15 protein-coding genes are annotated in these 23306 nt (G+C 63.4%); 8 read left to right on the top strand and 7 right to left on the bottom strand.

Annotation, left to right across the window (positions count from 1 at the left end; genetic code table 11):
• Positions 1–303 precede the first annotated feature (303 nt).
• The 3 genes from KEC45_RS02625 to KEC45_RS02615 all read right to left on the bottom strand — a co-directional run bounded on the left by KEC45_RS02625 (position 304) and on the right by KEC45_RS02615 (position 4416).
• Positions 304–1107, bottom strand: coding sequence for a hypothetical protein (locus KEC45_RS02625; RefSeq protein WP_062184584.1), 804 nt, complete (start codon positions 1105–1107; stop codon positions 304–306).
• The gene (locus KEC45_RS02620) at positions 1107–3728 is read right to left on the bottom strand and encodes a TonB-dependent receptor (RefSeq protein WP_062184587.1); all 2622 of its coding nucleotides are present in this window, start codon (positions 3726–3728) and stop codon (positions 1107–1109) included. The genes KEC45_RS02625 and KEC45_RS02620 overlap by 1 nt, the downstream gene beginning before the upstream one ends.
• Before the next feature lie 169 nt (positions 3729–3897).
• Complete coding sequence (locus tag KEC45_RS02615; protein ID WP_062184590.1) at positions 3898–4416, bottom strand: Lrp/AsnC family transcriptional regulator; 519 nt, start codon at positions 4414–4416, stop codon at positions 3898–3900.
• A 54-nt stretch (positions 4417–4470) separates the two neighbouring features.
• On the opposite strand from KEC45_RS02615, the gene KEC45_RS02610 reads away from it, so the two are divergent.
• Both KEC45_RS02610 and fahA read left to right on the top strand, forming a co-directional pair.
• Positions 4471–5700 (top strand): amino acid aminotransferase, encoded by a 1230-nt coding sequence (locus KEC45_RS02610; RefSeq protein ID WP_062184594.1) that lies wholly within the window; start codon positions 4471–4473, stop codon positions 5698–5700.
• Positions 5700–6998: a fumarylacetoacetase gene (fahA, locus tag KEC45_RS02605; protein ID WP_062184597.1), complete on the top strand. Its 1299-nt coding sequence runs from the start codon at positions 5700–5702 to the stop codon at positions 6996–6998. The genes KEC45_RS02610 and fahA overlap by 1 nt, the downstream gene beginning before the upstream one ends.
• Before the next feature lie 14 nt (positions 6999–7012).
• Here fahA and KEC45_RS02600 read toward each other — a convergent pair whose 3' ends face one another.
• From KEC45_RS02600 to leuC, 3 genes are read right to left on the bottom strand one after another with little or no spacing between them, the layout of a single operon-like run.
• Positions 7013–7909 (bottom strand): alpha/beta fold hydrolase, encoded by an 897-nt coding sequence (locus KEC45_RS02600; RefSeq protein ID WP_062184600.1) that lies wholly within the window; start codon positions 7907–7909, stop codon positions 7013–7015.
• Complete coding sequence (leuD, locus tag KEC45_RS02595) at positions 7909–8523, bottom strand: 3-isopropylmalate dehydratase small subunit (protein WP_202966819.1); 615 nt, start codon at positions 8521–8523, stop codon at positions 7909–7911. Before leuD ends, KEC45_RS02600 begins: the two co-directional genes overlap by 1 nt.
• Entirely contained in the window at positions 8523–9959 is a 1437-nt protein-coding gene (leuC, locus tag KEC45_RS02590; protein WP_252171466.1) for a 3-isopropylmalate dehydratase large subunit, read from the bottom strand. The genes leuD and leuC overlap by 1 nt, the downstream gene beginning before the upstream one ends.
• A 101-nt stretch (positions 9960–10060) precedes the next feature.
• On the opposite strand from leuC, the gene KEC45_RS02585 reads away from it, so the two are divergent.
• The 6 genes from KEC45_RS02585 to KEC45_RS02560 all read left to right on the top strand — a co-directional run bounded on the left by KEC45_RS02585 (position 10061) and on the right by KEC45_RS02560 (position 21081).
• Positions 10061–10978, top strand: a complete 918-nt coding sequence (locus KEC45_RS02585; protein ID WP_062184606.1) for a LysR family transcriptional regulator — start codon at positions 10061–10063, stop codon at positions 10976–10978.
• A gap of 182 nt (positions 10979–11160) precedes the next feature.
• A complete protein-coding gene (locus tag KEC45_RS02580) occupies positions 11161–14163 on the top strand; it encodes a TonB-dependent receptor (protein ID WP_062184609.1) in 3003 nt (1000 codons plus the stop codon).
• A 75-nt stretch (positions 14164–14238) separates the two neighbouring features.
• Positions 14239–15870, top strand: a complete 1632-nt coding sequence (locus KEC45_RS02575; protein WP_238586741.1) for an AbgT family transporter — start codon at positions 14239–14241, stop codon at positions 15868–15870.
• 114 nt (positions 15871–15984) lie between these two features.
• Positions 15985–17181 carry a M20 aminoacylase family protein gene (locus KEC45_RS02570; protein WP_062184612.1) on the top strand — a complete coding sequence of 399 codons (1197 nt, stop codon included), beginning with the start codon at positions 15985–15987 and terminating at the stop codon, positions 17179–17181.
• A gap of 22 nt (positions 17182–17203) precedes the next feature.
• Positions 17204–19645: a penicillin acylase family protein gene (locus KEC45_RS02565; protein ID WP_062184615.1), complete on the top strand. Its 2442-nt coding sequence runs from the start codon at positions 17204–17206 to the stop codon at positions 19643–19645.
• Between the two features lie 17 nt (positions 19646–19662).
• Entirely contained in the window at positions 19663–21081 is a 1419-nt protein-coding gene (locus KEC45_RS02560) for an FAD-binding oxidoreductase (protein ID WP_062184619.1), read from the top strand.
• Positions 21082–21088: 7 nt separating this feature from the next.
• Here the strand turns inward: KEC45_RS02560 and KEC45_RS02555 are convergent, their stop codons facing one another.
• Positions 21089–23188 carry an alpha/beta fold hydrolase gene (locus KEC45_RS02555; protein ID WP_062184622.1) on the bottom strand — a complete coding sequence of 700 codons (2100 nt, stop codon included), beginning with the start codon at positions 23186–23188 and terminating at the stop codon, positions 21089–21091.
• Positions 23189–23306 lie beyond the last annotated feature (118 nt).

Here is a 23306-nt window from a genome sequence, read left to right as displayed (position 1 = left end):
TTGCTGCGTTCGTCCGGTAAACTTTGCCCTATTGCCAAAGCTTCGTTCTGTTACAGCCTGCAAGCAGCCGTTGAAGCCGCCCTGACAGTCTGCCTCTGACGGCGAACTGAAGGCCAAGCTTGTCCCCCTGAACGGGCCTAAAAAGAACACAGCTCCACGCGAATGCGGCCAAGAGGTTAGTCCGGACCGCGCGCGAGCGCGGCCCGGTGGAAAGCGTTCAATCCTTTGTGTTTTGAAGCTCGGCGAAGATACGCCGGGACCATGATCACGGTTCCGGAGCCAGATGCTTTTCTTGGCGGGAAATTATTTCTCGACCATCGGCACGCGCATCTCAATCATCGCCCGGTTCTTGCGGCTGATGCCCCAGAGCATTCCCGGCTGGCTTTCGTCCCAGTCGATCGCCTGCCCCTCAGCCTCCATCGCCACGGTAGCTACATGGTCGAGCGTCGCACCCCCCTTCGGTAGCCGTGTGACGTAAAGTTCGGGCAGATCATGTCCCGATAGCCACAGATTGCCATCTGGGCCGAAGCCACCACCCGAAATGCTCATCGGCGAGATGCGGTCGAGGATCGTCGTGGGCAACGCCCAGCTTTCGGTGCGCCGCCATTCGGGATCGAACTTGACCAGCGTGGTATGTCGATGATCGCGCGGCGGTTCGCCACCCTTCGCGTCATAATTGGCGAACATCCCCCACCAGTGGTCGTCGTGCCAGTCGACCCAGGTCAGCGAGCCAGTCCCCTGCCCCAGCGACACCGTGCGCTTGTGCGCGAGCGTCAAGGGGTCGAAGATTTCGACCGAACTGGCGTGCGGCACCGCGGGGAAGTTCGACGCCGCGCATACCAGCTCGCCTTTGATAAGCGCGCAGCTGTTGATGTGTGGATAGCGGGCAGGATCGCCCTCCCACAATTTCAGGCGTTCGCCGGTCTTGCGGTCGTAGCGCGCGATCATCCAGTTCGCGACGGCGTAGATGCCGACAGGGCCGGCCGCCACACCCTGCCGCGCTTCGGCGGCGGGAATGCGGCGGACGGTCTCGGCAGCCTCGCCCTGCGGAATCGCAGCGACCGGGGTCGCAGCAGTCGAGGCGAGGAGGAGCAGCGCGCCGAGCATCAGAAGTTCGCCGCCACGCCGAACCAGAAGGTCCGGCCATACTCGGCCGATTCCTGGAGATATGCCTGCCCAGGACCGACGAGTTCGCGGCGTCCCTTGTTCGTGAGATTCTGACCCTCTGCATAAAGCGTGAAGTTCGGTGTCAGGCGGAAATTGATGTTGGCGTCGAGCGTGCCGCGATCTTTCCAATATTGGTCGGCGTTCGGGATCGTGTCGTTGATCGTTTCGAGGAAGCCGCCGATGTAATTATAGGACAGCCGCGCCTCGAACTTGTCCTTCTGATAATAGACGGACGCGTTCCAGACCGTATCGGGCTGAAGGAACAGACCGGTCACGCGCGGACCTACGCTGGTCAGGAAAGTGAATTTCGTGTCGAGGAAGGTCGCGTTCGCGCTGACGCCGAGGCCGTCGAACGGATCGGGCAGAAAGGTCAGCGCCTGCTGGAGATTGAGCTCCAGACCCTTGATCGTCGCGCTCTCGGCGTTACGCGGTTCGGACACGAGCACATCCTCGACCCCGCGACCGACGTCGATCCCCTCGACGCTGGACAGAGTGAAAATTTCGTTCCGGATCTTCTTGTGGAAGAGCGCTGCCGAGATGACGCCGTCCTTCGGATAGAATTCGAACGATAGGTCAAAGCCGCGGCTTTCGCGGGGCTTCAGTCCCGGATTGCCGCGGGACAGCGTCGGCTGGCTGCCATCAAAACTAAGCGTTTCGGTCGCGGCGATCGAGCCATAGTCGGGACGGCCGATCGTATTGGTGTACGCCCCGCGGATCACGAAACGGTCGGCGACGTCCCAGCGGATGTGGAAGCTGGGCAGCCAGTTATCATAGCTGCCCTCCGTCGTGATCTCAGTCAGCGTCGAGCCAACCGCACGGAAGGCGTTCGACGAAACCTCGGTGCGCTCATAGCGCAGTCCGCCGAGCAGCGTGACATTGCCGATGCGCGTGCTGCCCTGAAGATAGGCGGCATAGACATCTTCGCTGACGTCGTAATTGCCCGCGACCGAGGCAACCGTGGTCGTGAAGCCGCCCTTGTTCGCTTCATAGAAGGCCGGGAAAGCATTGGCGTCGATCCGGATCGGGATGGTAAATTGTCCGCGGATCGGTTTGGTCGGACCGCTGGCGACCACCTCGTCCAGCGTATAGGTAAACCCGCTGGCGGCGCGATAGTCGGTGCGCGGGTTGCTGTTTTCGCGGTCGGTCAGGCGGATGACGCCGCCCGTCTTGAGCTTAACCCCACCGTCGTCGCGGTCGTCGCCCCAGGTCAGGTTGAGGCGGAACTGGCCGCTCTTCTCGAGCGACTTCTGAAGGTCGCTGCGCTGCTGCTGGAGATAGAAGTTGGTTGGATCGACCGCCGCAGCGGCATTGGTCGGAGTGAACACCGGATAAAAGTCCGACGTATCGTAATGGAAGGCGTAGCGTGCGCCATCCGCGTCACGGGTGCGGAATTCGATGCTTTCGTTGGGGACGCGGAGGCGCCCAAGCGAGAAGACGGCGTCGCCGTCGACCTTCAGCTTCTCGCCGGCATCCCAGTCGAATGCGGTGCGGCCGAGCGCGACGAGACGCTTGGTGATCGGCTGGTTGAGCTGGACGATGATACGTCCGCGCGCGAAATCGCCACTGGTCGGCGTCTGGTTCGCGACGTTGCCGATCTGCTCAATGCGATATTCGATGCGCTCCTCGTCATCCTCGGTGCGCGCGACGACGCCCGACAGCTCCCAGCGGAAGCGGTCCGAGGGACGCCATTCGAGCTTCACATTGCCGCCGGTGCGCTGTTTCGTGTTATTGTACCAGAAGAGGCGATGCTGGGTGGGGACCTGGATACCATTACCGTTCGCCGCGCCTGAATTCACGGGCGCGCCGGCCGCCGTATATTCACGTACCGACGGGCTCGCGACTTCGATCTGCGGAATGTCATAATCGAGCTGTTCCTGGCTCGCGCCGATCACCACGCCCCATTCGTCGTTCGCGCCAAAGGTCGTGCCGGCAGCGAAGGCGACGCGGTAGGACGGCTTGCTGTTTCGAACGTCGCCATTCTGTTCGTACACGCCATAGGACGCGACGCCGTTGAAGAAGGCGCGCTTCGCGTCGAAGGCGCTGCGCGTCGCGATGTTAATGATGCCGCCAATGGCATTGGCGTCATTCTCCGGCGTCACCGTCTTGATCACCTCGATGCGCGCCGCCATCACCGAGGGAATTATGTCGAGTGGCACGGTGCGCCCCGTCGAGTCGACGCCCGATACCAACGCGCCGTCGACGGTCGTGCGGTTGTAGGTCGACTGCAGCCCGCGAAGCACCGGAAAGCGCGGCTCACCCTGATCTTCCTGCACCGACAGACCCGGGATGCGGCGCAGCGCGGCGGCGGTATTATGGTCCGGAAGCTTGCCGATATCGTCGGACGAAATCGCGTCCATCACGATGAAGGCATCCCGCTTTTCGGCAGTCGCCTCATATTGCGCGCGGCGCTGGCCGGTGACGACGATCGCGTCGCCATCGGCGCCCGCTTCGGCCTCGGGCAGCGGAGCCGGCGACGGCTCCGACTGCGCCAGCGACGGCGTAGCGAAGAGGACGGCCGAGCACAGCAAAGCGACCCGGAAATTCGGGAGAGACGTTTTCATTTTTGTGATTCCCCAGACGGTGTTGTTGTCGGGGCGGCAGATAAGAACGAGCGGGGTCAGCGAGGTGACGGAACCGTTGCAGCATGATGAAGGCAAGATATCATTTCAGTGACATCGCAAGCTGGCAGCGATACGTTCGACACGATCAACGCAACTGCAAGATCGACATTTATTTTGCCGGAAGCGGGATCGCGGTCTGATATTTCACGACCCGCAGTGCAAAGTGCGACGCGGCACCGGCTACGGCCTCGTTACGGAGCAGCGTCTGCATCAGGAACATCTCGTAGTCGGAGACGTCAGCCGCGACGACGCGGATCTGATAATCCCATTCGCCCGACATCGACAAACACTCCATGACGCGATCCTGATCGCGAATAAAATTCTCGAACAGCGCAGTGTGTTCGGCCGAATGGCTCTTGAGCCGAATGTTACAGAGAACGTTGACCCCTTGCCCAATCCGCGCGGCATCGACGAGCCAGACATTTTTCGCGAGTACGCCCGCCTCTTCGAGCAGTCGGATCCGCCGCCAGCAGGATGGCCCGGTGCTCCCAACTCGCTCTGCCAGTTCGGCGTTGCTGAGGCTGCCGTCGCGCTGCAGCGCTTCGATGATCTTGCGATCGAGGGCGTCAAGGTTGAACAATTTCTCTCCACATCGCCACAGTATGATAATATTTGTCGCACATTGCATGAAATGGCGAAAGTTTGAAAAGATTTATCGCATGCTTGCTGCGATATTTCGCGCATGACGACCGACCTTTCATCGCCGCCGTCCACGACCGCGTTCGATCCCTTCGCTCCACTGATCGAGCAGCCTGCCGACGCGCTGCTCGGACTGATCGCACTCCACCGCGCCGACCCTAGGCGCGGCAAGATCGATCTGGGAGTCGGGGTATTTCGCGACGATTTCGGACGGACCCCGGTGATGCGCGCGGTGAAGATGGCCGAGATGTTGCTGGCCGAAACGCAGGACAGCAAATCCTATCTCGGAGCCGAGGGCGACGCCGCCTATACCGAAGCGCTCGCCGCTATCGTGTTTGGCGCCCATCACGCGTCCAACCGACTGACGGGTGTTCAAACCCCCGGCGGCACAGGCGCACTCCGCCTTGGCGCCGAACTGCTTGCACGCGCCAATCGCGTCGCGCGCGTCTGGATCGGCGCGCCGACCTGGCCGAACCACGGCCCGATCTTTGCCGAAGCGGGGCTGGAAGTGCGCAGCCACCGTTTCTTCGATCCGATGGACGCCATGATCGACTTTGCCGCGATGATCGACGACCTCGCCGGGGCCCGTGCAGGCGACGTGTTGTTGCTCCATGGCTGCTGCCACAATCCTACCGGCGCATCCTTCTCGCCCGGCCAGTGGCGCATTCTTGCCGATCTGTGCGCAGCCCGCGGCCTGATCCCTTTCATCGACCTTGCCTATCAGGGACTAGGCAGCGGCCTGACGGACGACGCCGCCGCGACCCGCATGATCTTCGAAGCGCTTCCGACTGCCCTCCTCGCCTATAGCTGCGACAAGAATTTCGGCCTCTATCGCGACCGCGTCGGGGCGCTGTGGGTGCAATCGGCTGGGCAAGCCACCGCCGGACTCGTCCGTTCCAACATGCTGACCCTCGCGCGCAGCCTCTGGTCGATGCCGCCCGATCATGGCGCCGCACTCGTGCGCATCATCCTCGAAAGCGACGCGCTCCGCACCGAATGGGAAGCCGAACTCGACACAATGCGCGCGCGGATCAACGGCCTCCGTCAGGCGCTCGCAGCCGCGGATTCGCGCCTATCGCCCATCGCGGCGCAGCACGGCATGTTCGCGACGCTGCCTCTTTCCCCCACCGCGATCGCGGCGCTGCGCGAAGATCACGGCATCTATATGGCGCCGAACGGCCGTATCAACATTGCCGGACTACGGACCGATAACATCGCAGCCTTCGCGCACGCGCTTCTTCCTTATCTCGATGCGGCCAAGGATTTTCGATAATGCGCTGGCAGATCGACGAGACCCACGATCCCGACCGCACCAGTTGGGTCGCTTCCGCGAAAGGGCATCGCGACTTTCCGGTCCAGAACCTGCCATACGGCATTTTCGCGCCGGCCGGCGAAGACCCGCGCGCCGGCGTCGCGATCGGCGATGCCATATTGGACCTTCGTGCCTGCGCGGTCGCCGGCCTGCTCCCCGCGCCCGCAAGCGCTACATGCAGGGACGACACGCTCAACTCGCTGATGGCAATTGCCCCCGCAGACCGCGTCGCGCTGCGCCGGCGACTAACCGCGGTGCTCACCGATCCCGCCATGGAGAGTATAATCGCGCCGCTGCTTTACGACAGCGCGGTGTGCACCATGCACCTTCCCGCACGGATAGGCGACTACACTGACTTCTATGTCGGCATTCATCACGCGAACAACGTCGGGCGCCAGTTTCGCCCCGACAATCCGCTGCTCCCCAACTATAAATATGTGCCTATCGGTTATCATGGCCGTGCCTCGTCGGTGCGCGTGTCGGGCGAACCTGTCATCCGACCGCACGGTCAGCGCAAGCCGCCCGAAGACGATGCGCCGCTCTTCGAACCGACGCAGCGGCTCGACTACGAGCTCGAACTTGGCGTGTGGGTCGGCGAAGGCAACGCGCTGGGCGACCCGATAGCGATCGGCGATGCCGGGCACCATATCGCCGGGTTGTCGCTGCTCAACGACTGGTCGGCGCGCGATCTTCAGGCGTGGGAATATCGGCCGCTCGGCCCCTTCCTATCCAAGAATTTCCACTCAACCGTTTCGCCCTGGGTCGTGACAGCCGAGGCGCTCGCGCCGTTCCGTGTCGCCCAGCCGCCACGCTCCGAAGGCGATCCGCCGCCGCTGCCTTATCTGTGGGACGCGGCCGATCAGGCGCATGGCGCACTCGGTCTGACGCTCGAAGTTTTTATGCTCACCGCAGCCATGCGCGCGGCGGACGCGACACCCGTTCGCCTGAGCTGTGGCCCGGCGACTAACATGTACTGGACTCTCGCGCAGATCGTCGCGCATCACGCTTCGAACGGCTGCAACCTGAACCCCGGCGACCTGCTCGGCACCGGGACGATATCGGCACCCGACCGCGAGGGGTTCGGCAGCCTGCTCGAACTGACGACAGGCGGGTCAGAGCCCATACTGCTGGCGAGCGGCGAGCGACGCGGTTTCTTGGAAGATGGCGACGAGATCATCATGCGGGCCACCGCCGAAGCGGACGGCTTCGTGCCCATCGGCTTTGGCGAATGCCGCGCTGTCATTCTTCCCGCGCGCTAAGCGCCATACGGGGCTCAGGTCAAAAACGCATCCAGCTCGGCAAGCAGTAGTTCGGGCGTTTCTTCCTGCGGACTGTGACCGCATGGCAGAGCGTGCCCGTGCACATCGCGCGCCTTCGAGCGCCAGCTCTCCAGGACGTGGAAGAGCGTTCCCACGGTGCCATATTCGCCCCAAAGAAGGAGCAAGGGCGCCTCGATCCGCTTCTCACTGTCGGCCGCGTCATGATCCAGATCGATACTCGCCGCGGCCCGATAATCCTCGCAGATCGCATGACGCGTCGCGGGATTGCGGTAGCAGCGACGATATTCGGCCACGACGCGCGGGTCGAGCGAGCCATCGACCTTGATCTGGCCAGCAAGATGCCGGTCGAGGAAATGATCGGGGTCCGCCGCGATCATCCGTTCGGGCAAGTCGAATGGCTGGATCAGGAAAAACCACCAGAAATAGCGTGTCGCAAACTCACGGTTCGTTTGCGCATACATCGTCGCGGTCGGAGCAATATCGAGGAGGACAAGCCGCGCGACGCGATCCGGATGGTCGAGCGCCATGCGATGCGCGACGCGCGCGCCGCGGTCGTGCGCGACGACGTCGAAGCGATGAAAGCCGAGGGCAGCCATCACCGCGACCTGATCGGCCGCCATCGCGCGCTTGGAATAGTTGAGATGGAGCGCATCGCCGGGCAATTTCTCGCTGTCGCCATAGCCGCGCAGGTCGGTCGCGACGACGGTGAAGCGCTTCGCCAGAGCCGGCGCAATCTTGAACCAGGTCAGATGCGTCTGCGGATGGCCGTGGAGCAGAAGCAGCGGCGGCCCCGATCCGCCGATCGCTGCGCGGATTCGCACGCCGTCGGCGTCGACATCTTCCCAACGAAAGCCGGGCATCAGATCGGGATAGTCCGGGTGTGCGCTCATCACTCCTGCCCTGCTATAAGCCAGGGCTTGCGCGCGAGATAGGCCTTCTCGAACGCGCGGATGCTCTCGGCATGCGTCATCGTTTCGCCGATCCGGTCGAGCCCCAGCATCAGCGCGCGCCGCACTGCGGGATCAATATCGAAGTCGGCCGCGTGACCGTTAACCTCGATCCGCTGCGCCTCTAGGTCGATCGCCATCTGCCCTGCTCCGTCTTCGAGCACCGCGGCAAGCGCCGCGACCTCCTCAACCGGCAGCGACAGCAGCAACAAGCCATTGTTTGCCGCATTGTCGGCGAAGATCGCGCCATATGACGACCCGATAATCCCCCGGATCCCATATTGCAGCATGCCCCATACGGCATGTTCGCGCGACGAACCGCAGCCGAAATTGGGACCCACGAGCAGAAAGCGCGTGCCCGCCATATCGGGGCGATTGAGGATGAAGTCACCCCGCGCCGTCCCCGCCTCGTCGAAGCGGAGATCGTGAAACAACCCGATTGACAGGCCCGACCGGTCGATGCCCTTGAGATAGGCCTTCGGCATGATCACGTCGGTATCGATATTCGCACCCGGCATCGCCGCGACCGGCCCCGAGACGCGTAGGAAGCGCTCCATCACAATGCTCCCGTCGCGGCAAGCGACCGCACGTCGACAAGCTTGCCGGTCACCGCTGCTGCTGCCACCATCGCGGGGCTCATCAGGTGCGTCCGCCCGCCGATGCCCTGCCGCCCTTCGAAATTGCGGTTGGTACTCGACGCGCAGCGCTCGCCGGGTGCAAGGCTGTCGTCGTTCATCGCGAGACACAGCGAGCAGCCCGAGCGCCGCCATTCGAACCCCGCGTCGATAAAAATGCGATCAATCCCCTCGGCCTCGGCGGCGCGGCGCACATTGCTGCTTCCCGGCGAGATCATCGCGCGGACACCGGGGGCGACCTTGCGCCCCTTCAGGATTTCGGCTGCATCGCGCAGGTCCGATAAGCGCGCATTCGTGCATGATCCGATGAAGGCTCGGTCGATCGCAATATCCTGCAACGGCGTGTTCGGCGCGAGCCCCATATAGGCGAGAGCACGGACGGCATCGGCGCGGCGCGCGGCGGGGATGTCCTCCGGATCCGGCACACTTTGCGTGATTGCGAGCGACTGGTCGGGGCTGGTGCCCCAGCTCACCATCGGCGGCACCTCGCTCGCATCAAGCGCGATCTCCTTGTTGAACCGGGCGTCGGGGTCGCTGCGCAACGAGGACCATTCGGTACGCGCCTGTGCCAGCAATTCCGCTGAGGGCGCGCGCGGACAGCCCGCGATATAATCGATCACCTTGTCGTCGGGCGCCATCAGCGCCACGCGGGCACCGCATTCGACCGCCATGTTGCAGACCGTCATGCGCGCCTCAACCCCCAGCGCCTCGATCGCCGTACCGGCGAACTCGACCGCATGGCCCGCCGCGCCGTCGGCGCCGATCCGGCGGATCACCTCCATGATCAAATCCTTCGCCGTGACCCCCGGCGCCAACCGGCCATCGACCGCCACCCGCATCGTCTTCAGTCGGCGATAGACAAGCGTCTGGGTCGCGAGCAGATGCTCGATATCCGACGTGCCGATCCCGAATCCTACGACGCCGAATGCGCCATAGGTCGTCGAATGACTGTCCCCTGCGGCGATCACCATGCCGGGAAGCACCATTCCGAGTTCAGGCATCACGACATGTTCGATACCTTGTCTCGGATCGAAAAGATCGAAGATTTCGATCCCGAAATCGCGGCCATTTTCGCTCAGATATTCGATCTGCCGCCGCGCGCCGTCGTCAAGCGCGCCGGCGCCCGGGTCGGGGTTCGTCGAATTGACATGATCGACAACGCCGAGCGATGCGGCGGGCCGCCAGGGCGTCCGCCCGGCGGCGCGAAGGCCGCTGAACGCTTGGGGGCTTGTGTATTCGTTGAGCACCGTTCTATCGATATAGAGCAATAATCGTTCGTCAGCCTCGCTAGATTCGTCGAAAGATAATATGCGATGTTCGTCGACGATCTTGTCATAGAGCGTTTTTGGCGACGACATTCTTCTACCCTTCCTGCGGTTTCGCGGGCTGGGATTACCGTCAGCGGTTCGGACGAAGCCAATGCCGGGACAGTATCAATTGATGCGACGAGTGGATTCAAATGGATATCATGTGGCTCGAGGACTTCATCAAGCTCGCGGATGAAGGCAATTTTTCCCGCGCCGCCGAAGCGCGCAACCTGACCCAACCAGCGTTCAGCCGCCGGATTCGTGCGCTTGAGGATTGGGTGGGCGCGACGCTGGTCGATCGCGACACGCACCGGATCGCGCTGACCGAAGCGGGCCAAGCGTTCCGCGTCCTCGCTGAAGAGATCATGCGGCGCCTGACACTGGGCCGCGATCATGTCCGTGAAATCGGCGGCACGCTGAGCAATGAAATCCGCTTCGCCTCAACACACGCACTGTCGACGACCTTTTTCCCCGCTTGGCTCCGCAGCCTGCACGATGGCCAGGAGGCTGGGACGATCACGCTGATCGCGGACAATATGGCCGCGTGCGAACGCTTCATGCTCGAGGGCAAAGCCGATTTCCTGCTATGCCATCATCATACGGCAGCACAGCACCGGCTCGACCCGGCAGGTTTTACCTCGCTGGCGCTGGGCGAGGATATATTGATGCCGGTGACCGCCCCGCTTGGCGACGGAGCGCCCACCCACGCCCTGCCGGGCAGCGGCGACCAGCCGCTCCCCTATCTGGAGTTCGAAGAAAAGTCGGGCATGGGCCGGATACTGCAAGCCGCGCAGGTGATTTCGGCGGGATCGGCCGCGCTCCGCACCGTCTTCCGCTCGCATATGGCGACCGCACTGCTGTCGATGGCGCGCGACGGACGCGGCGTTTGCTGGGCGCCGCTCAGCGTCGCCGCCACCGATCTTGAAAGCGGCCGCCTCGTCGCCGCGGGCGATGCACGTTGGCATGTTCCGATCGAGATCCGCATTTACAAACCGATCGCACGCAGGAGTCCTAGCGTCGAGGCCTTCTGGACGATGCTGAAAAACCGATTGAAGGCGGAAACTGCATAATCGATTTATCGGGGACCAAGGCATGTCGCGCAATTATGCTGCGCAGATGCCGCCCGCGCCGTACGAATGATTCTATGTCGAACCGGCATTGGGAACGATGTCCGCATGTCCATAGACAGGCTGGGCCCTTGCACTAACCGACGAACGGACGGCTTTGGCAGGGTTCAGGGCGGAGAAAAAATATGATCCAGGGACCGGCAACTGCAGCCGCACGCGGCAAATTCAGAATTTCCACATCGCTATTCGCGATCTCGCTTTGCGCGGGGCTTGCGGGCACCGCGAACGCGCAGGACACCGCCTCACCGGCCGACGAGCAAGCAATAGACGGGAGTAGCGACATTGTCGTGACAGGGTCGCGCATCGGCCGCCCCGTCCTCGATCTTCCGACCCCGGTCGGCGTCGTCAGTTCGGAAACACTCGACAACAACAATGCGCAGTTCGACATTGGCCGCGCGCTCGCCCAGCAGCCCGCCATCGGCTTTTCGGGCAGCATGCAGCAGAGCCAGCAAAGCGGCGCCTCGGGCTCGCGCGGCGAGAATAGCGGCGGCCTCGCGGTCGTCGATCTTCGCAACCTCGGGTCGAACCGCACGCTCACCCTCGTGAACGGCAAACGCCGTGTCGCGGGTGCCACCGACAGCGCGGCGCTCGACCTCAATTCGATCAACCCCAATTTGATCGAGCGGATCGAGATCATCACGGGCGGCGCCTCGGCCATCTATGGCTCTGACGCTGTCTCGGGCGTTGTAAACATCATCACCAAAGACGATTTCGACGGTGTTCGCCTGTCCTTCAACGGGTCGCAGCCGGCCCGCGGGTCGGAAGGTTTCACTTATGGCGGCAGCATTGTGGCGGGCAAGAATTTCGCCGAGGGCCGCGGCAACCTCACTTTGGCAGCCGATTATACGAAAGTGAAGGAGATCACCCCGCGGCAGGCCGACATGCGAAACAATGTCGCGATGATCAACCCGGCCGACACCGGTCCGAACGACGGCATTCCGGATTATATCATCGTGCCCGGCGGCGAAGCCTTCCAATATTCGGGGTACGGGGCCGTAGGGCTCCGCGGCGACACCGGCGGCCTCGGTGCGTTCGTCTTCAATGACGACGGCACGCCGCGTCCCGCACCGACACCGCTCTTCACCGATGGCAGCCTGTTCGGGAAGTTCGACAATTGCGGCCCGGCCTGTTTCCGCTTCGACGATTCGATTTCGATCGTTCCCGATATCGAGCGCTACAACCTCAACCTCAGCACGCATTTCGACTTCAGCGACAATGTGCGGGCCTATTTCGGCGCCGACTATAACAATACGTCAAGCTATGGACGGGGGCAGCCCGTGCTCCGTGCCGCACAGCCGATCAACATCGCGCAGAATGCGTTCCTGAACGAGACCTTCCGCCAGCAGTTGCTCGCGGCCGGTGCAACGACGCTGTCACTCGATCGCCTCTACACCGACGTCGGATTGCGCTATAGCCAGGTCGATCGCAACAGCCTGTCCTTCGTCGGCGGCCTGAAAGGCGAGTTCGAAACCGGCTTCTCCGATCTCCGCTACGATATCTATGGCACCTATGGCCGTACCAAGGCGAAGTTCACCGGTTACAATCGCATGCTGCTGCCCAACCTGCGCGCCGCGCTCGACGCCGTGGTCGATCCCGGTTCGGGGCAGATACGCTGCCGCATGGATGTGCCCGCGCTGCAGCCGGCCGGTTATGTCCGGCCCGCTATCGTCGGCAGCGGTCCCTGCGTGCCGTTCAATCCCTTCGGCTCGACCGCCAGCACGCAGGAAGCGCGCGACTTCGTCAGCACAACAACGGTATCGCGCGCCTTCGTGCGGCAAACCACCGCCGGCTTTTCACTCTCCGGCGATTCGAGCAAGTTCCTGACCATGCCGGGCGGCGGGTCCATCGGCATCGCGCTCGGCGCCGAATATCGCAAGGAACGCAACGGCCGCACCACCGATCCACTGATCAAGGCGGGCGTGACCAATCAAGCATCGTCGCAAGATTATTCGGGCGGCTATCATGTCACCGAATTCTTCGGCGAATTGAGCGTGCCCATTTTGACCGGCATGCCCTTTGCCGAGTTGCTGTCAGTCGAGGGCGCGGTACGCCACGCCGACTATAGTCACTCCGGCAAAGCGACGTCATGGAAGGCCGGCGCGATCTGGGAACCGGTCGACGGGCTCCGCCTCCGCGCGACGCTCAGCCGCGCCATTCGCGCCCCGAATATTTTTGAAGCCTTCCGTCCGAGCGAGGGCCAGACGACCAACGTCAACGATCCCTGTTCGCAAAACAATCTCGGCCAGAATCCCAATCGTGCCGCCAACTGCGCCGCATTGGGCCGGCCGGCGGGCTTCGTCCCGGTCAGTGGAGGGATCGGGGTCCCGTTCATTGTGTCGGGCAACCAGAATCTTCGCCCCGAAGTTTCGGACAGCTGGACTGCAGGCTTCGTCCTGACGCCGAATTTCCTGCCGGGCCTCCAGATTTCGGCCGACTGGTTCGACATCAAGATCGAGGATGCGATCAGCTTCCTCAGCCCGCAAGCGATCGCTGAAAATTGCGTCGACCGCGCGGGTGGCCCCGATCCGGACCTGTGTGCGCTAATCACCCGCGACACGACCCCGGGAGCGAACTTCTTCAGCATCATTGGCGGTCGAAGCACCTATGTGAACACGTCCAAGCTGCAAACCTCGGGGCTTGATACGCAGCTGTTTTATGCCCACCCGCTCGGCGCCGGCCGACTCTCGGCCAACCTTGCCTTCACCTATCTGCACCGTCTCCGCACCTTCACCTTCCAGGCGCGGCCGGACCTCTACACGGTGCTCGAGGGCTTCTACGGCTATCCCAAATACAAGGGTGTCGTCGGACTGACCTACAGCAACGGTCCGCTGACGCTCGGCTGGCAGGGACGCTATCAGTCGAGCCAAGCGCTGACCGACATTTCGCCCGGGATCAGCCGCGAACTCCTGTCGCCCGACCGCACGGGGTCGCGCTTTTATAACGACATCTCGGCCTCTTACACGCTGACGATGAACGGAAAGCAGGAAGCCAAATTCTCATTCGGCGTCACGAATCTCTTCAACAAAAAGCTGCCGGTGATGGAATCGGTTCAGGTCATCGATCCGTCGGGGGGCGGTTTCGACCAATTCGGTCCGGTCATCCGCGCCGGGCTCGAAGTGAACTTCTGACCCTGACCAGGCAGATGAGGCCCGCGTGACATTCGCGCGCGCGGGCCTCATGTCGTTTTCAAAGGAGAATTCACCGTGGCCGGTCAGGAAGGTGCGATCATGAGTGCCGAAATCGCACGCCCCGCGCGTCAGAGAGGTTTCCTTGGCGTCGTCGAGCGGGTCGGCAATATGCTGCCCGACCCCACGATCATCTTCCTCTACCTCATCGTCATATTGATGATCGTGTCGGCGATCGGCGCGGAGCTCGGATGGAGTGCCTCGCTACCCTATTCGGGCAAGGAGGCGCCCGCCGGTGCCGAACTCGCCGGGGGCGTCCTGACCTATCGCGCATCCAGCCTGTTCTCGGCCGAGAATATCGCGCGGCTGTTTACCGAAATGCCGCGCACCTATGCCAGCTTCACCCCGCTCGGCATCATTCTTACGATCATGATGGGCGCCGCGGTGGCTGAGCGATCAGGGCTGTTCTTCGCACTGATCCGCGGGTCGCTCCGCAGCACCCCGCGCCGCTACATGACGCCGATCATCGCCGTCGTCGGTATGGTGTCGCACCATGCCGCCGACGCCGCCTATGTCGTGCTGATCCCAATGGCAGCGGTCCTCTTCGCATCGGTCGGGCGTCACCCGCTTGCGGGAATTGCCGCCGCGCTCGCCGCTGTATCGGGAGGCTATGCCGGCAATATCATGCCGGGCCAGCTCGACGTCCTACTGTTCGGCTTCACACAGGAAGCAGCGCGCATCGTCGAGCCCGGCTGGACGATGAATCCACTCGGCAACTGGTATTTCATCCTTGGCATCGTCGTCTTTTTTACCCCGATCATCTGGTTCATCACCGACAAGGTGGTCGAACCGCGCCTCGGAACATGGAACGAGGACGTTGACGAAGAGCTTCGTGCCGATCTGGAAAAGGGCGACCTCAGCGACGACGAGCGGCGGGGCCTTCGCCGCGCCGGCATCGCCGCGCTGCTGGTCACCGCGCTGTTCGCGGCGCTTTGCCTGTGGCCTGGCTACACGCCCTTCATCGATCAGGGCGCCGAGGGCCCGATCCGCCTGCAACCGCTCTACGCCTCGATGATCGCGGCGCTATTTCTGATGTTCCTGCTGACCGGCGTCGTTTTCGGGCGCGCGGCCGGGACGGTGAAAAACTCGAACGATGTGATCGCGATGATGCGCGAGGGTGTGAAGACGATCGCGCCCTATCTCGTGTTCGTCTTTTTTGCTGCCCATTTCGTAGCGATGTTCAACTGGTCGGGCATCGGTCCGATCATCGCGATCGGTGGCGCCGAAAAATTACAGGGCATGAACCTTCCCCCGGCGCTGCTGCTCGTCTGCGTCCTGCTGCTATCCTCGATGATGGATTTGTTCATCGGATCGTCCACAGCGAAATGGAGCGTCCTGTCCTCAGTCGTCGTACCGATGTTCATGCTGCTGGGCATCAGCCCCGAAATGACGACCGCCGCCTATCGCATGGGCGACAGCTATACCAACATCATGACCCCTCTGATGAGCTATTTCCCGCTCGTCCTGGTCTTTTGCCAGCGGTGGGACAAGTCGATGGGAGTCGGATCGCTGCTCGCACTGATGCTTCCCTATGCGCTTTGCTTCATGGCTACGGGGATCATGATGGTGGTCGCGTGGGTCGTTCTCGATCTTCCGCTCGGCCCGCACGCTCAGGTCTTCTATCAGGTCGCGGCGCACGCCGTGCCCTGAGGGAGATCATGATGGAACTCACTGCGGGACATGCAACCATGTCCGATAAGCATTGGGGTCGGCAGCGCCCCGCCCTTAGCCTGACTTTGCCGCTGCGCCAGGAGGTGCGTCCCCATGTCCGTTGACCTGACATCACTCGAAGCCGACATGACCGCCTGGCGCCGGCATATCCACCGGCACCCCGAACTCGGCTTTCACGAACTGGGCACGGGCCGCTTCATCCTCGATCTGCTTGCCGAATTCGGGGTCGACGAGGTCCACACCGGGATCGGCGGCACCGGCATCGTCGCGACGATCCGCGCCGGCCGGTCGGACCGCGCAATCGGCATCCGCGCCGACATCGACGCGCTGCCGATGGCCGAACTGGCCGAGTCCGATCACAAGTCCTGCACGCCCGGCGTCATGCATGCCTGCGGCCACGACGGGCACACGACGATGCTGCTCGGCGCCGCGAAACATCTTGCCGCGACGCGCAATTTCGACGGCGCGGTCCACCTGATCTTCCAGCCCGCCGAGGAATCGCTCGGCTATCAAGGCCCCGGCGGCGATCCCGACGGCGGCGCCAGCGCGATGATCCGCGACGGATTGTTCGATCGTTTCCCGATGGAGGTTATCTTCGGCATCCACAATCGTCCCGGTATCGCCGCCGGCAAGCTCGCAGGGCGCGCGGGCGCACTCTATGCGGCTGCCGACAAGTTCGAGATCGTCGTGTCGGGCAAGGGCGGCCACGCGGCGCGGCCGCACCTCACCGTCGACCCCGTGCTGGTCGCGGCGCAGATCATCGTCGCAGTGCAGAGCATCGTTGCGCGCAGCACCGACCCGATGGACGCGGCGGTCGTGTCGATCTGCAAGGTCGAGGCGGGAACCGCCTTCAACATCATCGCCGACGAGGCGCGCATGGGCGGCACCGTTCGCACGCTGTCACGGGCGAGCCAAGACGCGACTGAACGACGGCTGCGCGAGATCGTGACCGGCGTCGCCGCTTCCTTCGGCGCAACTGCCGAATTGCATTATGAGCGCGGCTACCCCGCCCTGCACAACCCCGCAGATCTCTACGCACGCGTCCGCGACATTGCGATCGGGGTCGTCGGCGCCGACCGCTTCGTCGACCTCGAAGTGCCCGGTATGGGAGGCGAAGATTTCGCCCGCTATCTCGACGTTATTCCCGGCTGCTTCCTGCTGCTCGGTAACGGCGACGAGGGGCCGGGGTCGGTGATGCTCCACAATTCGCACTATGCCTATGACGACAGTATTTCGCCCACGGGTGCGGCGCTGTGGGTCGCATTGGCCGAGGCATTCCTGCCGAAATAGACTGTCCGGGGAGACGTTTCTGATGCGCCGTTCGACTGCCGCCTTGCTCTGGAGTTCCGCCGCATTTCTGGCCACGGCCTCGCCCGCCGCGCTGGCACAGGGGAGCGCAACGGACAAGGTCACCATCTATCGCGACAGCTTCGGTGTCCCCCATGTCGAAGGTGAGACCTCGGACGCGGTGATGTTCGGCGCGGGTTATGCGATCGCGCACGACCGCCTCGCCGCGATGGAACTCGCGCGGCACAACACACAGGGTCGCCGCGCCGAACTGGTGGGCGCCTCAGCGCTCGACACCGACAAGGTCATGCGCGGTCGCAAGCTGTCCGATACCGAATTGATGACGCGTTATCGCGCGCTTGCGCCCGAGCATCAGAAGATGATCCGCGGCATGGTCGACGGTATCAACAAGCGTATCGACGAGGTGAACGCCGACCCCGAAAATCTGACGCCGCTCGAATTCATCCGCTGGGGGATCAAACCGACCCGCTGGACGCTCACCGAATATCTGGCGCTGATAACCGCCGCGCCGCTGGGTCGCGACACCTACGAGATTCGAAATCTCGAATTTCTGAAGGCGATGACCGACCGCTATGGCGCGGACAAGGCTTGGCAAATCTTCAACGATGTCGTGCCGATCTCCGACCCCGATTCCCCGACGACGATTCCGGCGGGCGACGACCGCGCGCCTGCGCGTCCAGTGCCCACGCCGGTCCAGTCCTCCGCCCAGCTACCCAAAAGCCGCGACGTCGCCTCCGCCGCCGAGCAGACCGCACCGCCGCTCCCGGTCAAGGGCGCGAGCCGCTGTCTGGTGATCGGCCCTGAAAAATCCGCTAGCGGCAATGTCCTGATGTTGGAGGCCACCGCCGACGGCCCCGAAATCCACCTGCAGGGAGGCGGCTTCGGCAATGCAGGCTTCGGCTCGACTGGATGGGGCGTACCAACGATGGGGCGCGGTGCACAGCACGGCTGGCTGCTCGTGTCGGGAAGCAGCGAGGCCGGCACAACCTTCGCAGAAAAGCTGAACCCCAAAAACCGCTACGAATATTGGTACAAGGGCGCGTGGAAGAAGATGGTGCATCGCACCGAGACCTTCCGGATAAAGGACGGTGCGCCCGTCACCCACGATGTCGCGTGGACGATCCACGGGCCAGTGATCGCCTGGGATATCGACAATGGCACCGCCTATTCGCAGCAGATGGGCGTGCATGGCCGCGAACTCGACACATGGATCGCCTTTGCCGAGATGGGTCGCGCAAAGAGCCTCACCGAATTCAAGGAAAAGGGCGTCGACCGCCTCGGCTGGAATCTCGGCGCCTGCTATGGCGGCGAGGATGGCACGATCGCCTATTTCGAGGCGGGCGCGCTGCCGAAAAAGGCCGCCGGCGTCGACCCGCGCCTGCCCACCCCGGGCACGGGTGAATATGACTGGACCGGTTTTCTGACGCCCGCCGAAAAGCCCCAGATGATCAATCCGCGGCAGCAATATTTCATGTCTTGGAACAGCAAGGCGACGGGTTGGTCACAGGAAGGCGACAACGCCCGCATCGGTGCGACCTTCCGCACATGGCTCGGTGACCGGCTCGCGAAGAACGGCCAGTCGCTGACCCTGCTCGACATGCGCGAATTCAACGGCAAGATCTTCAACGCGCTTGGCGCGGTCGATCGCAATCAGGCCGCGCCCGACTTTTTTGCGCCGTATATCCGTAAAGCGATCGAGACGATCGACGATCCCGAAGTCAAGCGTGCGGGCGAATATATGCTGAGCTTCGATGGCCTGTATCGCGACAGCGACAGCGACCAGCGCTACGACAATCCCGGCCTTACCCTTTATCGCACCTGGCTGCAGGTCGCGCCGCGGATGATCTTCGGCGACGATATGGGCGACTGGTGGCACAAGATCGATGCCGACCGTTATCTGACCTACCAGTCGAGCCTGCTGCTCCGCGCCTTTCAGGGCGATGCCGCAGGGGCGCCATTGGCGATCGACTATTTCGCCGGCCGCGACCGGACCGCGGCGATGATCGACACGATCAAGGCGACGTTAGCCGAGGTCAAGGCACGTTTCCCCGGCAAGGATATGGCCGAATGGAAACAACCGATCTTCTGGAAATATTTCGACGCCTCACTCGAAACACCTGACCGCCCTCAAATGGCCGAGGATTATCCGGAGCATCGCCTGTCGGCGGTCCTCCGCCTCGGCCCGACGATGGCGCCGCACAATGGCGGCGAAAGCTGGGTCGGGCTGATGGAGATCGCCCGCGACCGGCGTGCGCTCTATTCGGTGGTCGATGCAGGCGGACAGAATCTGTTCGTTGATCCCAAGAGCAACGGCAATCCGAACCTCGCCGACCAGACGATGATGCACGAGACCAATGAGCTCAAAAAAATCGACCTCGCGCCCGAACAGTTTCGCAAGAATGCGGTATCGAGCATGACGATCGAGTATCGGCCGACAGGCCGCTAGAACGGCGGCGAACCGGCATGGTAGCGACCGGCAAAACCGCAGGCACGGATCCGGTTTCCCCCGACACGATCGGCAGCTACTGGCTCGCGACCTGCTATGACGATCTGACCCCGCGCGCGCCGCTCGCGGGCGATGAGACCGTCGATGTCGCGATATTGGGCGGCGGATTTTCGGGGTTGTGGACCGCATGGTTCCTGCTGCAGGCCGACCCTACGCTTTCGATCGCAATCGTCGAACGGCAGTTCTGCGGCTTCGGCGCGTCGGGGCGTAACGGCGGCTGGTGCTCGCCGCGCCTTCCGATCAACCCCGCAGCCCTCACCCGTCGCTTCGGCGCCGAGACCGCGCGCACTATGCTGCTGGCGCAGCAGGCGATGGTCGACGAGGTCGGCCGCATCTGCGAGCAGGAAGACATCGACGCGCATTTCAATCCTGTTGGCGTCATCACCCTCGCCCGCAGCGCAAAGCAAATGCCCTCTCTCCAGAGATCGTACGACGCCTATGCAGCGCTTGGCATGACCGATGTCTGCGAACTGCTCGACGCCGACAGGGCGCATGAGGCGGTCCACGCAACCGGGGTTCATGGCGCACTCCGCCTCCGTGTCGGCGGCACGATCCACCCCGGCCGACTGGTGCGCGGGCTCGCGCGGGCGCTCGAAGGGCGCGGCGTGCGCATCTACGAGGGGACCGAAGTGCTGCAGACCAGCGCGGGAATACAACCGGCGCTGATCACCACCGGCGGCACGATCCGCGCACGGCGCGCGGTCCTGCTTGCCGGTGAGGCGTTTCTGACCGGCCTACCCGACTATCGCCGCCGTCTGATTCCGATGGCCTCGACGATCATGCTGACCGCACCGCTGACGGCGGACCAATGGGATCAGGTCGGATGGGCCGGCGGCGAGTGCCTCAGCTCCTATGTCAACACGACCAATTATCTGACGCGCACCGCTGACGGGCGTATCCTGTTCGGCAGCCGCGGCGCGCCCTATCGCTACGGCTCCGACATGAGCGAGACCGCGCTTAGCGAAAATGCCAATTTCGGCTGGATTCGCGACCGGCTGCTCGAATGGTGGCCGTCACTTGAAGGTGTCGAGTTCACACACCAATGGGCGGGCTATCTCGGCGTTCCGCGCGACTGGCTTCCGACGGTGCATTTCGACAGCAACCGTCGGATCGGTCACGCCTATGGCTATACCGGACACGGCGTCATTACGAGCGCGATCTCGGCCCGCGCGCTCGCCGCGCTGGTCACAGGAGCTGCGCCCTATCCACACGCGCCCTATCTGCGTCAGCAGGCACCGAACTGGGAGGTCGAACCGCTGCGCTGGGCGGGCATCCGCTATGTCCAGAATGCCTTCCTGCGGATGGACCTTGCCGAGACCGCCGGAAAGGCGCCGCCATTCGACGCTCCACTCGCGACCTTTTTGGGCGAGCCTTAGGCGGGGACTATTTCCCCGCCGTGACCCCGCCACCGGTCGCCTTGAACGCCTGCTCCAATCCCGGGACGAACGCCGCCCCTGCCTTCAGCTCCACCCGCGACCCGGCAAGGTCGTCACCATAAGGCTCGGCCGGCCCGCCGAGACATTTCGACAGGAAATGCTCGGCGATCGCGGCGAAGGAGATGTTGGTCTCATCCTTCGCATAGACATGGCCTTCGTCGGGGTAGAAGGCATAGGTCACGGGTTTGCCGCGCGCCTTCATCGCATCGACGATTTCCTGCGACTGGTCGGGAAAGATGCGCGGATCGTTCGCGCCGTTCGTGACAAGCAGCGGCTTGGTGATCGCATCGACCCGCGCGATCGGCGAGCGCCGCATCAGGTCGTCGGCGCCTTCCTTCGTCGTCGGATCGCCGACCCGGTTGACGAATTGCGGACGCTGCCAGGCCCACCAATCGGGCATCAAGGCGACCTGCTTTACCAGATTGCTCGGACCCGCAAGATCGACACCGCACTGGAATGTGTCGGGGGTAAAGCTCAACGAAACAAGCGTCGAATAGCCCCCGTAAGAAAGCCCCATTACCGCGACGCGATCCTTTGCCGTCACGCCCTTGTCGATCGCCCACTGCACCCCGTCGAGCAGGTCGTCGTGCATCGTTTCGGACCATTTACGGTCGCCCTTCGACATAAAATCGCTGCCGAAGCCGCCCGATGCACGGAAGTTGACCGACAGCACCGCATAGCCGCGGTCGGCCAGCCAGGCGTGCTGCGCGTCAAAGGCCAGATCGTCGCGCAACCAGGGCCCGCCATGGACGAGCAGGACGAGCGGAACCGGGGTCGCCGGCATGCCGTTCGCCCCCAATTTCGTACCGGTTGGCAGCGTCAGATAGCTCGGCAGGCTAAGGCCGTCGCGCGACGCGATGGTGACCGGCAAGCGGCGCGCCAACGTTCGCTGCTCCAGATCGGGCCGCGTCGACAGCAACGGCGCGAGCCTACGGTCCTTGCGGTTCCACCAGCTATAGCGGTCGGGGCGGTTGGGCACCGTCTCGAGCAGCAGCCATCGCGCATTGTCGGGGGTTTGCCCGGCAATCTTGAACGGCCCGGCAACGGCAGCCTCGAGCGCAGCAAACTCGGCGCGCGCGGCGTCCGAGCGCACCGTCCACTCGCTCACCAGCGGGTCTTCGCGCGTCGCGATCAGCGCCCCGCTCTCCTCGTCGAGCAAAGGCTCGACGATATCGGCGCGCACAGCGGCGGCGATCAGCGTCTTCTTGCCCGTCGTCAGATCGACCGTGACGAGGTTCGCCTTGTCACCGTCGCGGCTGTCGAGCATCGCGATCTGGCCCCTCGCATCGACGCCGAAGACCTTGGAATTGCGCAGCGAGGCGAGCGGAATCGTCATGAACTCGCTGGGGCCAGCCGGGTCGAGCCGGAAATAGGTCGACGATCCGTCGACATTGCCGCGAACCCCCAAGCGGATGTTGAAATCGGGGTCGGCGACGACGTCGATATAATTCGCGGCGTTGCGGTACACCTCGGTCCGCTGGCCGGTCGCAAGGTCGATGCGATAGATATCGCGGTAACGCCGGTCGCGAATGTTCATGCCGACGAGTATCTCGCCCGGGCGCTGTTTCGACACCTTGACTATCTTGGTCTGCACCGCGGGATCGTCGGTCGCGTTGATGACGGTCCGCTTCTCGGGATCGGCGATCCAGAGCTGATGATGCTCCTCGCCCCCGACGTCCTTCTGGACCAGGATGAAACGCCCGTCGGCGCTCCACTGGAATGCGTCGGGCGGGCGGTTGTCAAAGCGGGTGACGGGCTTCGCCGCAACCGGATCGTCGATCGGCGCCACCCACACATTAAGAACGCCGTTCAGGGGGTGGAGAAAGGCGAGTTGCTTTCCGTCGGGGCTGATCTGCAATTCCGAATAGGTTGGCGAGCGGAAGAGCAGGTCGCGCGGCACCAGTGTCGATGGCCCTTCCACAGTGGGCTTTGCCGACGCGGCTGGCGATGCTCCAGGGACCATCGCCGCGCAGATGGCGGCGGCCGTCCATGCGACGACACGCGCATTGCAGCGCGGCAGCGGCCGGCGCAGGATGTTCGAACCCATCTTATCTCACTCCCTGAAATCGCCCTCGTCCACCGACCATTTTCAGACCTCGGGAAGACGGGGCATTTCCCTCGACCAGCACAGACTGCCAATCGCCGCACGCCGGGGCCAATGCAGA

This window comes from Sphingopyxis sp. USTB-05 (genome assembly GCF_023822045.1).
GTDB lineage: Bacteria > Pseudomonadota > Alphaproteobacteria > Sphingomonadales > Sphingomonadaceae > Sphingopyxis.
This window is presented reverse-complemented; position numbering and strand designations above follow the sequence as displayed.

Bases quoted from the DNA above. Each gene is read 5' to 3' on its own strand.
- KEC45_RS02625 (WP_062184584.1), bottom strand. From the start codon at position 1,107: ATGCTCGGCGCGCTGCTCCTCCTCGCCTCGACTGCTGCGACCCCGGTC.
- KEC45_RS02620 (WP_062184587.1), bottom strand. From the start codon at position 3,728: ATGAAAACGTCTCTCCCGAATTTCCGGGTCGCTTTGCTGTGCTCGGCC.
- KEC45_RS02615 (WP_062184590.1), bottom strand. From the start codon at position 4,416: ATGCAATGTGCGACAAATATTATCATACTGTGGCGATGTGGAGAGAAA.
- KEC45_RS02610 (WP_062184594.1), top strand. From the start codon at position 4,471: ATGACGACCGACCTTTCATCGCCGCCGTCCACGACCGCGTTCGATCCC.
- fahA (WP_062184597.1), top strand. From the start codon at position 5,700: ATGCGCTGGCAGATCGACGAGACCCACGATCCCGACCGCACCAGTTGG.
- KEC45_RS02600 (WP_062184600.1), bottom strand. From the start codon at position 7,909: ATGAGCGCACACCCGGACTATCCCGATCTGATGCCCGGCTTTCGTTGG.
- leuD (WP_202966819.1), bottom strand. From the start codon at position 8,523: ATGGAGCGCTTCCTACGCGTCTCGGGGCCGGTCGCGGCGATGCCGGGT.
- leuC (WP_252171466.1), bottom strand. From the start codon at position 9,959: ATGTCGTCGCCAAAAACGCTCTATGACAAGATCGTCGACGAACATCGC.
- KEC45_RS02585 (WP_062184606.1), top strand. From the start codon at position 10,061: ATGGATATCATGTGGCTCGAGGACTTCATCAAGCTCGCGGATGAAGGC.
- KEC45_RS02580 (WP_062184609.1), top strand. From the start codon at position 11,161: ATGATCCAGGGACCGGCAACTGCAGCCGCACGCGGCAAATTCAGAATT.
- KEC45_RS02570 (WP_062184612.1), top strand. From the start codon at position 15,985: ATGTCCGTTGACCTGACATCACTCGAAGCCGACATGACCGCCTGGCGC.
- KEC45_RS02565 (WP_062184615.1), top strand. From the start codon at position 17,204: ATGCGCCGTTCGACTGCCGCCTTGCTCTGGAGTTCCGCCGCATTTCTG.
- KEC45_RS02560 (WP_062184619.1), top strand. From the start codon at position 19,663: ATGGTAGCGACCGGCAAAACCGCAGGCACGGATCCGGTTTCCCCCGAC.
- KEC45_RS02555 (WP_062184622.1), bottom strand. From the start codon at position 23,188: ATGGGTTCGAACATCCTGCGCCGGCCGCTGCCGCGCTGCAATGCGCGT.